We start from the raw sequence: 13,662 nt of genomic DNA on the forward strand, positions 1-13,662 counted from the left end.
CGTGTCCAGGACGTGGCCGAGCCGGCGCGTGTACTCGAACTCCAGGTGCGCCGGCTCGTCCAGGTCGACGTACGACTGCGGTGCCCCGTCGACGGTGAGCAGCCAGGCCCGGGCCCGGTCGACGTCGGGCATCAGCTTGGCGGTGCCGTGGTCGGTGACCCGGCTGACCGGTACGGCTTCGTTCACCTGCCCATTGTGCCGGTGCCCGGCGGGTGCCGGTGCCCGGCGGGCGCTCACTGCACCGCGGTCACCGTCCCCGCGCCGACCGTGCGGCCGCCCTCGCGGATGGCGAAGCCGAGCCCCGTCTCCAGCGGCACCTCCCGCCCCAGTTCGACCGTCATGGTGACGGTGTCCCCGGGCCGGGCGAGCGCCGCCTCGCCGAGGTCCACGTCGCCGACCACGTCCGCGGTCCGGATGTAGAACTGCGGCCGGTAGCCGGTGGTCAGCGGCGTGGAGCGGCCGCCCTCGCGCGTCGACAGCACGTACACCTGAGCGGTGAAGCGCCGCGCCGGCACGACACTGCCGGGCGCTGCGACGATGTGCCCCCGGCGCACCGTGTCGCGGGCGACCCCGCGCAGCAGCAGCGCCACGTTGTCCCCGGCCTGCGCCTCCGCCATCGGCTTGCCGAAGGTCTCCAGGCCGGTGACGACCGTCTCGACGGACGCCCCGAGCACCTCGACCCGGTCGCCGACGCGTACGGTGCCGCGCTCGACGGCGCCGGTGACGACGGTGCCGCGGCCGGTGATGGTGAGCACGTTCTCCACCGGCAGCAGGAACGGCGCGTCCAGGTACCGCTCGGGCATGGGCACGTAGGTGTCCACGGCGTCGAGCAGCGCCTCGACGGACGCCGTCCACCTCGGGTCGCCCTCCAGTGCCTTCAGCCCCGAGACCCGTACGACGGGCACGGAGTCGCCGCCGTAGCCCTGCGCGGTGAGCAGTTCGCGCACCTCCAGCTCGACGAGGTCGGTCAGTTCCTCGTCACCCGCGTCGGCCTTGTTGAGCGCGACCACGATGTGGTCCACGCCCACCTGCCGGGCGAGCAGCACGTGTTCGGCGGTCTGCGGCATGATCCCGTCGAGGGCGGAGACGACGAGGATCGCCCCGTCGAGCTGCGCGGCTCCGGTGACCATGTTCTTGACGTAGTCGGCGTGGCCGGGCATGTCGACGTGCGCGTAGTGCCGGGTGTCGGTCTCGTACTCGACGTGCGCGATGTTGATGGTGATGCCGCGCGCCGCCTCCTCCGGGGCGCGGTCGATGCGGTCGAACGAAACGTACTGGGTGGTGCTGCCGGCCCCGCGCTCGGCGAGGACCTTGGTGATGGCGGCGGTCAGGGTGGTCTTGCCGTGGTCGACATGGCCCATCGTGCCGATGTTCAGATGCGGTTTGGTGCGGACGTACGCCGTCTTGGACATGGCGGTACCTCGAAGCCTCGTGGCGGTGGTGGGGACCCCTGGGGCCGGCCGACCCTCCCCCTGCGGGGTCCGCCGGACGATCCGGGGAGGGTCAGCTTCGGGCGCCGTCGACTGCGGCGGTGAAGTGGGCGACGGCAGCCTTCGGGGCATCCGCGACCGCGGATGCTGCGAGGTGGAAGGCGTACCGGAACATGACGCCGATCATCGCCGACGCCTCGTCGCACGTCGAATGGTTTTTACGGGAACGGGAGTTCGACGCCACCGCCGTCCCGCGCGCCGGGGACCGGCTAGGGGCCGACGGTCCGCAGCGCCTCCCGGACGGACAGCGGTGCCAGGCGGGTCCGGTGCTCGGCCACGAAGGCGCGCACGGCGTCCGGGTCGGTCTTGGCGTACTCGCGCAGGCACCAGCCGACGGCCTTGCGGACGAAGAAGTCGCCGTGGCCCGCCTGGTGCAGGCAGTAGCCGAACAGGCGGTCGGTGTCGGTGTGTTCCTTGTAGCGCAGCTGGTGCAGGAGCGCCGCGCGGACCAGCCACAGGTCCTCGTCCTCGATCCAGGCGTCCATGTCCCGCGCGAGGCCGCGGTCGGCGGCGACCAGGCCCCCGACGACGTGCGCGGCGAGCAGGTCGACGGTGTCCCACCAGGGGACCGTGGTGAGCAGGTGCCGGACCACGGGCAGGAAACCGGACGAGCAGTGCGTCACATGGCGGCGCAGGTAGTCGACGGCGAAGTAGTGGTACTCGCGCTCGGGCAGCCGCCAGCAGCGCAGCGCGACCGCGGTGCAGTCCGACTCGTCCGGCCGGGGCAGGCCCGCCAGCACGACGCGGGTCAGGGAGCGGCGAACGGGCGAGGTCAGGCCCAGGAAGGGGGCCGCGTCCTTCATGTACGCCCGCATCCCGGCGGCCCGCTCGGCGTCGGCCGCGGCGGCGTACTCACCGGTGAGCCGCTCCAGTACCGTGTCGGCCAGGGAGCTGTGCGGCGCGTCCGGAATCCACCGGGCTGTGACGCTCATGAGACGCACCATACGGCGATCACACACATTTGTCGGTTAGTGTCACCGGATGCTCGATGCCACCACCCGCTCTGGGGGCACCGCCACGGTCTCTCCCCGGACCGCCGCCACCGAACTCGCCGTCGCCACCGCCGCCGGACCGGTCGCGCCGACCGGCTTCGCCGCGCGTGTGACGAGAGTGCTGCTGTCGCCGTGGTCGCGGCTCTCCCTGCTGGTCGCCCTGCTGGCCTCGGCCGCGACGGCGGTGGTGCTGTTCCAGCCGCAGCAGTTGCTGACGAACGGCTGGCCGCCGCAGCTCGGGGGTGCCGCGGCGGCGCTCGCGTACGCGGTGGCGTACGGGCTGTGCACGGTGGCCTTCGTGCCGCGCCCGCTGCTGAACCTGGCGGCCGGCGCGCTGTTCGGCTCGCAGTTGGGGCTGGCCTCGGCGCTGGCGGGCACGGTGCTCGGCGCCGGGATCGCCTTCTGTCTGGGCCGGGTGCTCGGCCAGGAGGCGCTGCGTCCGCTGCTGCGGGGCAAGTGGCTGAAGGCCGCGGACGGGCAGCTCAGCAGGCACGGCTTCCGCTCGATGCTGGCGGCGCGGCTCTTCCCCGGGGTGCCGTTCGCCGCGGCCAACTACTGCGCCGCCGTGTCCCGCATGGGCCTGCTGCCCTTCCTGCTGGCGACGGCGCTCGGTTCGATCCCCAACACGGCCGCCTACGTCGTCGCGGGTGCCCGGGCCTCGACGCCGACGTCTCCCGCCTTCCTGATCGCGCTGGCCTGCATCGCCCTGCCGGGGCTCGCGGGCGCGGTGGTGGCCTGGCGCAAGCGGCACCGGCTGCGCGGGCGCTGAACGGGCGCTGCACCGGCGCTGACGGGGCGTTACACGGCTTCCAGGATCATGGCGTTGGCGAGGCCGCCCGCCTCGCACATGGTCTGCAGGCCGTAGCGGGCGCCGCGCTGGTGCAGGGCGTGGACGAGGGTCGTGGTCAGGCGGGTGCCGCTGGCGCCGAGGGGATGACCGAGCGCGATGGCGCCGCCGTGCACGTTGACCTTGTCGAGGTCGGCGCCGGTCTCCTGCTGCCAGGCCAGCACGACGCTCGCGAAGGCCTCGTTGACCTCGAAGAGGTCGATGTCGCCGAGCGAGAGCGACGCCCGGCGCAGCACCTTCTCGGTGGCCGGGACGACGCCGGTGAGCATCAGCAGCGGGTCGGAGCCGGTGACGGCGAAGCTGTGCAGCCGGGCGAGGGGGCGCAGGCCGAGTCGGGCCGCGGTCTCGCTCGACGTGATCAGCACGGCGGAGGCACCGTCGTTGACCGGGCTGGCGTTTCCGGCGGTGACGTTCCACTCGATCTGCGGGAACCGTTCGGCGAAGGCCGGGTCGTGGTAGGCGGGCCGCAGGCCGGCCAGGACCTCGACGCCGGTGGCCGGACGCACGCACTCGTCGCGCGACACCCCGTCCAGGGGCGCGATCTCGGCGTCGAAGCGGCCGGCGTCCCAGGCGGCCGCGGCCTTGTGGTGCGAGGAGACGGCGAAGGCGTCCATGCGCTCCCGGGTGAGCGACCACTCGGCGGCGATCAGCTCGGCGCTGATGCCCTGCGGGACGAGCCCATCCGGGTAGCGGGCGGCGATGCCGGGACCGAAGGGGTCGGCGTCGGGCGGCACGTTCGACCACATCGGCACCCGGCTCATGGACTCGACCCCGCAGGCGACGACCAGGTCGTACGCCCCGGCGAGGACGCCCTGCGCGGCGAAGTGGACGGCCTGCTGGGAGGAGCCGCACTGCCGGTCCACGGTGGTCGCGGGGACGGACTCGGGGAAGCCCGCCGAGAGCAGGGCGTAGCGGGTGGTGTTCATGGCCTGCTCGCCGACCTGGTCCACGGTGCCGCCGATGACGTCGTCGATCAGCGCCGGGTCGACCCCGGACCGCTCGACGAGGGTGCGCAGGGTGTGGGCGAGGAGTTCCACGGGGTGGACGTGGGCGAGGGCGCCGTTCGGTCTGCCCTTGCCCATCGGGGTGCGTACGGCTTCCACGACGACTGCGTCACGCATGGTGCGGGCCTCCGGTGCTCGGTGGTCGGCGGACTGCCGGTGAGTGAGGAACGGGGACTACCAGTGAGTAGGAAATCTGGACTCACCATAGCCCGGTGAGTTGGAAAATCAAACCCTCTCCTGCTCCTCGCCTAGACTGGCCGGCATGGCCGCCGCTCCCAAGAACCCGCGCCCCTGCTCCATCGCCGACACCCTGGCGCTCGTCGGCGAGAAGTACTCCCTGCTCGTCCTGCGCGAGGTCTGCCTCGGCAACGGCCGCTTCGACCAACTGGTGCGCAACACCGGCGCCCCGCGCGACATCCTCACCACCCGGCTGCGGCGGCTGGTCGACGCGGGGATCCTGGACCGGCGGCCGTACAGCGAGCGCCCGCCGCGCTTCGAGTACCGGCCCACCCGGGCGGGCCTGGAGCTGGAGCCGGTCCTGATGACCCTCATGGCGTGGGGGGACCGGCATCTGCACGCGGACGACGACCGCCCGATGGTGATCGAGCACGCCTGCGGCCACGAACTGGTCCCGCAGGTCATCTGCCCCGCCTGCGGCGACACCGTCCGGCACGAGGACCTGACCGCCCATCCGCAGGCCGCGGGCTGGACGGTGGCGGGCCCCGCGGTGGCGTAGGGGGCTGCTCACCCCCCGTCGTCCGGGGTTCATTTCGGGGCGCTACGCTGCCCCTCGGCACGCCAGGTCCCGATCACCGCACGCGACGGTTCGGCGTGTCCGCCGACCGTTTCTCGCCGTTCCTCGATCGCCGCTTGGACTGACGTAACTCCATGTCTTGGTTTGAATCCCTCGTCCTCGGACTCGTCCAGGGGCTGACCGAGTTCCTCCCCGTGTCCTCCAGCGCGCACCTGCGGCTGACCGCGGCCTTCTCCGGCTGGCACGACCCGGGCGCGGCCTTCACGGCGATCACGCAGATCGGCACCGAGGCCGCGGTGCTCATCTACTTCCGCAAGGACATCGGGCGGATCATCTCGGCGTGGGCGCGCTCGCTCACCGACAAGTCCATGCGCCACAACCCCGACGCCCGCATGGGCTGGCTGGTGATCGTCGGCTCGATCCCGATCGGTGTGCTCGGCCTGACGCTGAAGGACCAGATCGAGGGCCCGTTCCGCGACCTGCGGATCACCGCGACGATGCTGATCGTGGTCGGCGTGATCATCGGCATCGCCGACCGCATGGCCGCCCGGGACGAGAAGGGCGGCCGGCACCGAGCACCGCAGCAGCGCAAGGAGCTGGAGAACCTGGGCGTGCGGGACGGTCTGATCTACGGCCTCTGCCAGGCGGCGGCCCTCATCCCCGGCGTCTCGCGCTCCGGCGCGACCATCAGCGGCGGACTCTTCATGGGCTACCGGCGCGAGGCGGCCGCCCGGTACTCGTTCCTGCTCGCCATCCCCGCGGTGCTCGCCTCCGGCGTGTTCGAGCTGAAGGACGCGATGGAGAGCGACCACGTCTCCTGGGGACCGACGCTCTTCGCCACGGTCATCGCCTTCGCCACCGGGTACGCGGTCATCGCCTGGTTCATGAAGTTCATCTCCACCAAGAGCTTCATGCCGTTCGTCTGGTACCGCATCGCACTCGGTGTGGTGGTGATTGCGCTGGTCAGCATGGGGGTGCTGAGCCCGCACGCGGGCGAATCCGGCGGCTGAACCAGGGCCGCGCGGGCCGGACCGGCGATTCAGGCTGCCCCCGGAGTTCGGGGCGCCCAGGCTCTTGCTGCGCCTGGGGCCCCTGCATGACTCACTCCACCGGCGCGGCGGTCACAGCCAGCCGTTGTCCTCCGCGAGCCGGGCCGCCTCGGCGCGGGTACGGGCCTGTGTCTTGCCGATCGCCGACGACAGATGGTTGCGCACAGTGCCCTGGGACAGCCGGAGCGTCCTGGCGATGTCGGCCACGGTGCCACCCTCGGCGGCGGCGCGCAGTACGTCCGCCTCGCGCCCGGTCAGCGGGCTCGCACCGCCGGCCAGCGCTTCCGCGGCCAGGGCCGGATCCACGAAGCGCAGGCCGGAGTGGACCCGGCGGATCGCGTCGACCAGTTGTTCGGGTGGGGAGTCCTTCACGACGTATCCGGATGCGCCCGCGGACATCGCCCGCGAGAGGTAGCCGGGCCGACTGAAGGTCGTGCAGATGATGGTGCGGCAGCCGGGCAGCGCCCGCTGGAGGTCGGCGGCGACGGCCAGGCCGTCCCGGCCGGGCATCTGCACGTCGAGCAGCGCGATGTCGGGCGCGGTCCGCTGCGCGGCGGCCAGCGCCTCGGTGCCGGTGCCGACCTCGGCGACCACGTCGAGATCGGGCTCGAGTCGGAGCACGGCGGCGAGGGCCCCGCGTACGAGTGCCTGGTCGTCGGCCAGCAGGACACGGATCATGTCGGTTCGGTTCCCTTGCGGCTCGGTTCATTCGGTTCCCGGGCGCTCGGTTCCCGGTGGCTCGGTCGCCCGTGCAGGTCGCCAAGGCTGCGCAGGAGTGGGAGGGATCGCCTGGGCGGGCCCGCGGGCGATGACGTGGAACCCGCCGCCGGGGGCATACCGGTGTTCGAGGGTGCCAGACACCGCAGACAGCCGTTCGGTGAGACCGGTCAGCCCGTTCCCGGCACCCGGCCCGCTCGTGGAACTGCCGTTGTCGGAGACCTCGACCCAGTCGGGCCCCATGCGGACAGTGCACAGTTCGGCGTCGGAGTGCCGCAGCACGTTGGTGACCGCCTCCCGCACGACGTAGCCGAACACCTCGCGCAGCTCGGGGTGCACGACGTCGGTCGAGGCGGGCAGATCGGCCCGTACGCCGGCGGCGCCCAGAGCCATACGGGCACCGGCCAGCTCGCTGTCCAGCGACAGGGTGCGGTAGCCCGAGATGGTCGCGCGCACATCGGACAGCGCCGTGCGCGCCATGTTCTCCAGCTCGGTGACCTGGCCGACGGCGACGGCCACGTCCCCTGAGGACTCCAGGACCCGCCGGGTCAGACCCAGTTTGACGGTTATCGTCGAGAGGCTGTGGCCGAGGACGTCGTGCATGTCCCGGGCGACCCGCTCCCGCTCCTCGTTCACAGCCAGTCGCCTGACCTGCTCGCGGGTGGCACGCAGGTGACCGATGGTGAAGTTGAGCGCGAAGACAGTGCCGAGCGCCGCGGTCACCCCGGCGAGGGTGGCCACCTGTGCCCAGGCCACCTCGCCCTGGGCGAGCCGCATCCAGACGACCTGCCCCAGCACCGTACCGAGGCCGAGCAGCAAGGCGTAGCGCAGCGGCAGCAGCATGAGGCCGATCGAGAGGGTGTAGGTCAGATCGGTCAGATAGGCCGACTTCCCCAGCAGGACGGCCGGGGCTGCCCCGAGCAGGAACATCACGGCCACGATGGCGACGCGCCCGCGTCGCAGCGCCATCGGCCCGTACCAGGGTGCCAGCAGGCAGCCGACGCCGTAGCAGGCGACAAGACCGATCGCGAGCGAGGTGAGCGGCGCAGATCTGGTGCCGTGCGCGATGTCCACGGCCTGCACGATCAAGGTGAGGGAGGCCAGCGCCATGGCCACGGCGACGACCACACGGCCCCGGTCGTACGCGCCGTGACGGCCCGGCTGGTCCTTCCAGAAACTCCAGTCCGGCCACCGGTAGGCGGAGAATTCGTCCGGATCGCGTACGCCCATGTCGATCATGCTATGCCCGGCTGTCGAGGAGGCGCCCGAACGGCGGCCCGGTGCGTGAGGCACAAGTCATGCAGCCAAGTGTCGCCCGACCGGGACCCGCGCCCCGTCCGGGTTGTCACCCGGTCATGCATGACAAATGGCATGGGTACGTCCGGCGACCGGATGCTGTAGTGAAGACATGTTGCACGCGAAGAGGATCGGTCTGCCGGCCCAGGAGTACGAGATCGTCGAGGACGGCCGGGCGCTGACGACGTTCTCCTTGCGCCGAGGCCGCGTCGGCGCACGGTTCACCCTGCACGGGGCCGACCACCTCGTCCGCACGCACCGTTTCAGCGGTGTCTACGAACTGCTCGACGCCGACGGGACCGCCGTCGCGACCACGGACCGGGTGAGCCGCAGCTGGAACCTGACGTCCTCCGGGCGGATCGTCCCGTTCCGGCAGACCGCGGCGGCGGGCCGGGAGTACACGATGCTCGGCGACACCGGTGAGCCGGTCGGCACGATCCGCCGCACCGGTCACCTCCGCACCGAGGCGACTGCCGACCTGCCGGGTCTGGACCCCCTGCTCCAGGTCTTCGCGCTCGTCGTCGTGCTGCTGCGCAGGCGGCGCAAGCGGGCAGCGGCAGCGGTCCGGTCCGGATCGCTGGCGGGCGGCTGACCCTCCGGCCCGACAAGGAAAGTGGACAGGACATCCGTGTGCCCCGGCCCCTGCCCCGGTTCTGCCGACGCGTCGGTCCCACGCGCGTGGCGCGGATGTCCGATCGGGCAGGCCGTACCGCTCCGCCGCCCCTACGCCACTCGTACGCCATCCCTACGTGATCCACAAGCAAGTCGTCTGCCTGTCGAAGGGCCTGACAAGGAGTACACATGGCCGAGGAACAACCTCTCAGGAACCGCGTCAATCACGCGTCCGGGACGATCGAGATCGCCGGAAAGACCGTCCACAGGCTCGGATTCGGGGCCATGCGACTGGTCGGGCCCGGGGTCTGGGGGGAACCGACCAGTCGTGACGCCTCGGTGCAACTCTTGCGACGCGCAGTCGAGTTGGGTGTCGACTTCATCGACACTGCGAGCGTCTACGGACCGCACATCAGCGAGGAGATCATCCGCGAGGCTCTGCACCCCTACCCGGAGCATGTGCTGATCACGACCAAGGGCGGTCAGACGCAGTCGGGTCCGGGCTCCTACGCCGCCCTCGGGCGTCCGGAGTACCTGCGCCAGGAGTGTGTGCTGAGCATGCGCCGGCTGGGCGTCCACCACATCGATCTCTACCAGTTGCACCAGGTCGACCCCGCGGTGCCGTTCGAGGACCAGATCGGCGAGCTCAAGTCGCTGAAGGACGAGGGGAAGATCGGCGCGATCGGCCTCAACGAGGTGACGGTGGACCAAATCACCGCCGCCCGGGAGATCGTCGACATCGCCTCCGTCCAGAACCAGTACAGCATCACGCAACGCAAGCACGAGGACGTACTCGACCACTGCACGCGCGAGGGACTGCCGTTCATCTCCTGGTTCCCCCTCGACATCGGCGCCCTGGCCCGGCCGGACAGCCCGCTCAGCGGCCTCGCCGCGCAAACCGGCACCACCCCGGCCCAGATCGCACTCGCCTGGCTGCTCGCCCGCGCCGAGAACATGGTGCCGATTCCCGGCACGGCGTCCATGCCCCACCTCGAGGAGAACATCGCGGCGGCGACGGTACGGCTGGATCCGGCTCAGATCGCGGAGTTGAACGCGCTGGCCGGCTGAGTGGTCGTTGTCATTCATCAACGAGTAGCGCCGCAGTCCTCTTCTCCCGGGCCACGGGCATCACCGTGCAGATCGTGCAGCGTCGCGACGGCGGCTGCCGCTCGACGTGGGTCTGCCGTTCGTCTGGTACCGCATCGCGCTCGGTGTCGTCATCACCGCCCTGGTCGCGGCGGGTGCCCTCAGTCCGCACGCCGCGGAGTCCGCCGGCTGAGCCGAAGTGCTTGTGTAGCCGTTCGGTAGCGCAGTGTCAGTGCTTGCCCCTAGGCTTGGCGGCATGTCCCCCGATTACGTGACGCCTGGTTCCGTGCGGTCCGCCGCGGAACTGAACGATGAGATCCGCGCGCTGTGGCGGCGCGCGGGCGGGACCCTGTCCGCGCAGGAGCGCGTGGAGTACGAGCTGCTGGTGGTCGAGTGGGCGACCGCGATCCGCGGCGAGGTCATCGAGGCGGCCTGAGCCGCGGCGGCCGCCGCACCAGGCAGGCGGCCCCGCCCGGGGGCTTCGTTCAGCGGCCGCCCGCCACCCGGAGCACCGTCCCCGTCGCGTACGACGCCTCGGGCGAGAGCAACCAGGAGATCGCGGCGGCGATCTCCTCCGGCCGGCCCGCGCGCCCCATCGGCACCGCCGCCCCCATCCGCGCCGCCCGGCCGGCGTCGCCCGCCGCCGCGTGCATCTCGGTGTCGATCACCCCGGGCGCGACGGCGTTGACCCGGATGCCGTCCGGACCGAGTTCCTTGGCCAGACCCAGCGTCAGCGCGTCGACACCGGCCTTGCTCGCCGCGTAGTGCACGTACTCCCCCGGGCTGCCCAGGGTCGCGGCGCCCGACGACACGTTCACGATCGCCCCGCTCCCCCGCGGTGTCATCAGCCGCGCGGCCCGCCGGGCGCAGAGCAGCACGCCGAGCAGGTTGACGTCGAGGACCCGGCGCAGGTCCGCGGTGCCGAGGTCGGCGAGCCGTCCCAGGGGGCCGGTCACGGCCGCGTTGTTCACCAGCCCCGTCACCGGGCCCAGCCGCTCCTCCGCCACGTCGAAGAGGCGCTCGACGTCGGCCTCGACGGACGTGTCCGCCCGCACCGCGATCCCGCGGCCGCCCGCGTCGCGCACCCCTGCCGCGACCGTCTCCGCGGCCGCGGCGTCGCGGGCGTAGCCCACGACCACGTCGTGCCCGTCCGCCGCGAGGCGCAGACAGGTCGCCGCGCCGATCCCCCGGCTGCCGCCGGTGACGACGGTGATGGGTCGCGTCATGAGTACCTCCGGATCTCGATTTGATCGATCATCGATCACTTTAGAGGAGGTTGCCGTGCGCCGGACGGGCCTCCGCCACGGTGCGACGAGTCTCGGTGTGATCAACTGAATTCGCCCTCGTCACATGCGCACACCGGGGGAACCAACGGGTAGGGATCATCGGTAGGGAGGAGTCCATGAAGACGCTCGAACACTGGCTCGCCTCCCCGTGGCGCCGCTCGGCCGTCGCCGTGCTCGTCGGGGCCCTGCCCGTGCTCGCCTTCCCGGGCCCGGCGCTGTGGTGGTGGGCCTGGTTCGCGCTGGTCCCCTGGATCCTGCTGGCCCGGACCGCGCCGGGCGGCAGGCGGGCGGCGTACGACGGGTGGTGCGGCGGGTTCGGGTTCGTGCTGGCCATGCACCACTGGCTGCTGCCCAACCTGCACGTGTTCACGTTCGTCATCGCCGCGCTGCTCGGCGCGCTGTGGGTCCCGTGGGGCTGGCTGGTGCACCGGACGCTGGGCGGGGCACCGTCGGCCGGCCGGGTCGCGGCGGCCCTGGTGGTGCTGCCGTCGGGCTGGCTGCTGGCGGAGCTGGTCCGCTCCTGGCAGGGGCTGGGCGGCCCCTGGGGGATGCTCGGCGCCAGTCAGTGGCAGGTGTCCCCGGCGCTGCGGCTGGCCTCGGTGGGCGGGGTGTGGCTGCTCAGCTTCCTGGTGGTGGCCGTCAACGTCGCCCTGGCCGTCCTCGTCGCCGTCCGCCGGGCGCGGGTGCCGGCCCTGGCCGGGCTGGTCGCCACCGCCGCGGCCACCTCGGCGGCCTGGGTCTGGTCACCGCGCCCCGACCCCGACGAGCGGGCCGCGATCGCCGTGGTGCAGCCGGGCGTCGTCGCCGGGGCGGACAGCGCCGACCGGCGGTTCGACCGCGAGGAGCAGCTGACCCGGCGGCTCGCGGACCGGGACCTCGACCTGATCGTCTGGGGCGAGAGCAGCGTCGGCTTCGACCTGGACGACCGGCCGGACCTTGCCCGGCGGCTGGCCGCGCTGTCGCGGGAGACCGGCGCGGACATCCTGGTCAACGTGGACGCCCGGCGCTCCGACAAACCCGGCATCTACAAGAGTTCGGTGCTCGTCGGCCCCGAGGGCCCGACCGGCGACCGGTACGACAAGATGCGGCTGGTCCCCTTCGGGGAGTACGTGCCGTTCCGCTCGGTGCTCGGCTGGGCCACCTCCGTGGGCAAGGCGGCCGGCGAGGACCGCAGGCAGGGCACCGAGCAGGTGGTGATGGACGTGGGTGACGGTCTGCGGATCGGGCCGATGGTCTGCTTCGAGAGCGCGTTCCCCGACATGAGTCGCAGCCTCGTCGCCGACGGTGCCAAGGTGCTGGTCGCCCAGTCCTCGACCTCGACCTTCCAGCACACCTGGGCCCCCGAGCAGCACGCCTCGCTCGCCGCGCTGCGCGCCGCCGAGACCGGCCGGCCGATGGTGCACGCGACGCTGACCGGCGTCTCCGCCGTCTACGACGCGAACGGCGCCCGGATCGGCTCCTGGCTCGGCACCGACGCGAGCACCTCGCGGGTGTACGAGATCCCCCTGACCCACGGCACCACGCCGTACGTGCGCTACGGCGACTGGACGGTGTACGCGGCGCTGGGGACCCTCGCGGCCTGGGGCGCCGTGGCGGGCGTACGGACGGTGCGGCTCAGGCGGAGCGGTCGAGCACGGCCCGCACCACCCGCTCGCACAGCTCATGGGTCTCCAGCGCGTCCCGGGCGCTGAGCACCCGGCCGGCGCGGACCGCGTCGAGGAAGGCGAGCACCGCCTGCTCGATGCCGCGCTGGCGGGCCACCGGGACCCAGTCGCCGCGCCGTCGCACGGTCGGCTGGCCCTTGTGGTCGATCACCTCGGCGAGGTTGACCACCTGGCGCTTGGTGTCCTGGCCCGAGACCTCCAGGATCTCCTCCGCCGAGCCGCTGAGCCGGTTCATCACGCCGAGCGCGGTGAAGCCGTCCCCGGCGAGCTGGAGCACCACGTGGTGGAGCAGGCCGTCCTCGGCACGGGCGCGCACGGTCACGTCGTCGACCGGTCCCGGCACCAGGAACCGCAGCGTGTCGACGACGTGGATGAAGTCGTCGAGGATCATCGTGCGCGGATCCTCGGGCAGTCCGGTGCGGTTCTTCTGCATGAGGATCAGCTCGCGCGGGTGCTCGGCGCACTGGGCGTACCCGGGGGCGTGGCGCCGGTTGAAGCCGACGGCGAGGCTGGTGCCGCGCTCCTCGGCGAGGGTCACCAGGCGTTCGGAGTCGGCGAGTTCGTAGGCGAGGGGCTTGTCGACGTAGGTGGCGACGCCGGCCTCCAGCAGCCGGGTCACGATCTCGGGGTGGGCGGCGGTCGGCGCGTGCACGAAGGCGGCGTCCAGGCCCTGGGCGAGGAGCGCGTCGAGGTCGGCGTGGCGCTGCGCGGGCGGGATGCGCAGCTTGTCCCCGACCCGGGTGAGGGTGGCGGGGGTGCGGGTCTGCAGGTGCAGTTCGATCCCGGGGAGGGCGGCGAGCACCGGCAGGTAGGCCTTCTGCGCGATGTCGCCGAGTCCGATGCAGCCGACCTTCACGGGATGTGC

14 protein-coding genes and 2 pseudogenes are annotated in these 13,662 nt (G+C 72.2%); 8 read left to right on the plus strand and 8 right to left on the minus strand.

The genetic code is table 11. The annotated features are described in order from the left end of the window. The 3 genes and pseudogenes from K7854_RS28635 to K7854_RS28645 all read right to left on the minus strand — a co-directional run. Window positions 1-186 (minus strand): annotated as a pseudogene (locus K7854_RS28635) (spermidine synthase-like protein); the annotation flags it as partial. 47 nt (window positions 187-233) lie between these two features. Continuing rightward, window positions 234-1,412: an elongation factor Tu gene (gene tuf / locus K7854_RS28640; protein WP_226029453.1), complete on the minus strand. Its 1,179-nt coding sequence runs from the start codon at window positions 1,410-1,412 to the stop codon at window positions 234-236. A 287-nt stretch (window positions 1,413-1,699) separates the two neighbouring features. Beyond that, complete coding sequence (locus K7854_RS28645; protein WP_226029454.1) at window positions 1,700-2,422, minus strand: DNA alkylation repair protein; 723 nt, start codon at window positions 2,420-2,422, stop codon at window positions 1,700-1,702. 49 nt (window positions 2,423-2,471) lie between these two features. On the opposite strand from K7854_RS28645, the gene K7854_RS28650 reads away from it, so the two are divergent. Further along, the gene (locus K7854_RS28650; protein WP_226029455.1) at window positions 2,472-3,251 is read left to right on the plus strand and encodes a TVP38/TMEM64 family protein; all 780 of its coding nucleotides are present in this window, start codon (window positions 2,472-2,474) and stop codon (window positions 3,249-3,251) included. Between the two features lie 29 nt (window positions 3,252-3,280). On the opposite strand, the gene K7854_RS28655 is transcribed toward K7854_RS28650, so the two are convergent. After that, entirely contained in the window at window positions 3,281-4,450 is a 1,170-nt protein-coding gene (locus tag K7854_RS28655; protein WP_226029456.1) for a thiolase family protein, read from the minus strand. 145 nt (window positions 4,451-4,595) lie between these two features. On the opposite strand from K7854_RS28655, the gene K7854_RS28660 reads away from it, so the two are divergent. Beyond that, the gene (locus K7854_RS28660; protein WP_226029457.1) at window positions 4,596-5,069 is read left to right on the plus strand and encodes a winged helix-turn-helix transcriptional regulator; all 474 of its coding nucleotides are present in this window, start codon (window positions 4,596-4,598) and stop codon (window positions 5,067-5,069) included. Window positions 5,070-5,221: 152 nt separating this feature from the next. Then, the gene (locus K7854_RS28665) at window positions 5,222-6,097 is read left to right on the plus strand and encodes an undecaprenyl-diphosphate phosphatase (protein WP_226029458.1); all 876 of its coding nucleotides are present in this window, start codon (window positions 5,222-5,224) and stop codon (window positions 6,095-6,097) included. A 111-nt stretch (window positions 6,098-6,208) separates the two neighbouring features. Here the strand turns inward: K7854_RS28665 and K7854_RS28670 are convergent, their stop codons facing one another. Both K7854_RS28670 and K7854_RS28675 read right to left on the minus strand, forming a co-directional pair. Continuing rightward, a complete protein-coding gene (locus tag K7854_RS28670; protein ID WP_226029459.1) occupies window positions 6,209-6,814 on the minus strand; it encodes a response regulator transcription factor in 606 nt (201 codons plus the stop codon). Between the two features lie 27 nt (window positions 6,815-6,841). Continuing rightward, window positions 6,842-8,083 carry a sensor histidine kinase gene (locus K7854_RS28675; protein WP_226029460.1) on the minus strand — a complete coding sequence of 414 codons (1,242 nt, stop codon included), beginning with the start codon at window positions 8,081-8,083 and terminating at the stop codon, window positions 6,842-6,844. Between the two features lie 178 nt (window positions 8,084-8,261). On the opposite strand from K7854_RS28675, the gene K7854_RS28680 reads away from it, so the two are divergent. From K7854_RS28680 to K7854_RS28695, 4 genes and pseudogenes are all read left to right on the plus strand, one after another. After that, window positions 8,262-8,741 (plus strand): hypothetical protein, encoded by a 480-nt coding sequence (locus K7854_RS28680; protein ID WP_226029461.1) that lies wholly within the window; start codon window positions 8,262-8,264, stop codon window positions 8,739-8,741. Between the two features lie 209 nt (window positions 8,742-8,950). Beyond that, the gene (locus K7854_RS28685) at window positions 8,951-9,829 is read left to right on the plus strand and encodes an aldo/keto reductase (RefSeq protein WP_226029462.1); all 879 of its coding nucleotides are present in this window, start codon (window positions 8,951-8,953) and stop codon (window positions 9,827-9,829) included. Window positions 9,830-9,941: 112 nt separating this feature from the next. Next, window positions 9,942-10,040, plus strand: a pseudogene (locus tag K7854_RS28690) (undecaprenyl-diphosphatase); the annotation flags it as partial. Between the two features lie 63 nt (window positions 10,041-10,103). Then, on the plus strand, window positions 10,104-10,283 hold the full coding sequence (locus tag K7854_RS28695; RefSeq protein WP_226029463.1) for a hypothetical protein: 180 nt from the start codon (window positions 10,104-10,106) through the stop codon (window positions 10,281-10,283). Window positions 10,284-10,332: 49 nt separating this feature from the next. On the opposite strand, the gene K7854_RS28700 is transcribed toward K7854_RS28695, so the two are convergent. Then, window positions 10,333-11,073 carry an SDR family NAD(P)-dependent oxidoreductase gene (locus tag K7854_RS28700; protein ID WP_226029464.1) on the minus strand — a complete coding sequence of 247 codons (741 nt, stop codon included), beginning with the start codon at window positions 11,071-11,073 and terminating at the stop codon, window positions 10,333-10,335. Window positions 11,074-11,249: 176 nt separating this feature from the next. Here K7854_RS28700 and lnt point away from each other — a divergent pair, with 176 nt between their 5' ends. Beyond that, window positions 11,250-12,824 (plus strand): apolipoprotein N-acyltransferase, encoded by a 1,575-nt coding sequence (lnt, locus tag K7854_RS28705; protein WP_226029465.1) that lies wholly within the window; start codon window positions 11,250-11,252, stop codon window positions 12,822-12,824. Here lnt and K7854_RS28710 read toward each other — a convergent pair. Continuing rightward, window positions 12,748-13,653: a Gfo/Idh/MocA family protein gene (locus K7854_RS28710; RefSeq protein ID WP_226029466.1), complete on the minus strand. Its 906-nt coding sequence runs from the start codon at window positions 13,651-13,653 to the stop codon at window positions 12,748-12,750. The two genes, lnt and K7854_RS28710, sit on opposite strands and share 77 nt — an antisense overlap. Window positions 13,654-13,662: the final 9 nt, after the last annotated feature.

Source organism: Streptomyces hyderabadensis (genome assembly GCF_020404845.1).
Taxonomy (GTDB): Bacteria; Actinomycetota; Actinomycetes; order Streptomycetales; family Streptomycetaceae; genus Streptomyces; species Streptomyces hyderabadensis.

Coding starts and splice junctions, on each gene's coding strand:
- tuf (WP_226029453.1), bottom strand. CDS start 1,412: ATGTCCAAGACGGCGTACGTCCGCACCAAACCGCATCTGAACATCGGC.
- K7854_RS28645 (WP_226029454.1), bottom strand. CDS start 2,422: ATGAGCGTCACAGCCCGGTGGATTCCGGACGCGCCGCACAGCTCCCTG.
- K7854_RS28700 (WP_226029464.1), bottom strand. CDS start 11,073: ATGACGCGACCCATCACCGTCGTCACCGGCGGCAGCCGGGGGATCGGC.
- lnt (WP_226029465.1), top strand. CDS start 11,250: ATGAAGACGCTCGAACACTGGCTCGCCTCCCCGTGGCGCCGCTCGGCC.
- K7854_RS28655 (WP_226029456.1), bottom strand. CDS start 4,450: ATGCGTGACGCAGTCGTCGTGGAAGCCGTACGCACCCCGATGGGCAAG.
- K7854_RS28685 (WP_226029462.1), top strand. CDS start 8,951: ATGGCCGAGGAACAACCTCTCAGGAACCGCGTCAATCACGCGTCCGGG.
- K7854_RS28680 (WP_226029461.1), top strand. CDS start 8,262: ATGTTGCACGCGAAGAGGATCGGTCTGCCGGCCCAGGAGTACGAGATC.
- K7854_RS28695 (WP_226029463.1), top strand. CDS start 10,104: ATGTCCCCCGATTACGTGACGCCTGGTTCCGTGCGGTCCGCCGCGGAA.
- K7854_RS28650 (WP_226029455.1), top strand. CDS start 2,472: ATGCTCGATGCCACCACCCGCTCTGGGGGCACCGCCACGGTCTCTCCC.
- K7854_RS28665 (WP_226029458.1), top strand. CDS start 5,222: ATGTCTTGGTTTGAATCCCTCGTCCTCGGACTCGTCCAGGGGCTGACC.
- K7854_RS28670 (WP_226029459.1), bottom strand. CDS start 6,814: ATGATCCGTGTCCTGCTGGCCGACGACCAGGCACTCGTACGCGGGGCC.
- K7854_RS28660 (WP_226029457.1), top strand. CDS start 4,596: ATGGCCGCCGCTCCCAAGAACCCGCGCCCCTGCTCCATCGCCGACACC.
- K7854_RS28675 (WP_226029460.1), bottom strand. CDS start 8,083: ATGGGCGTACGCGATCCGGACGAATTCTCCGCCTACCGGTGGCCGGAC.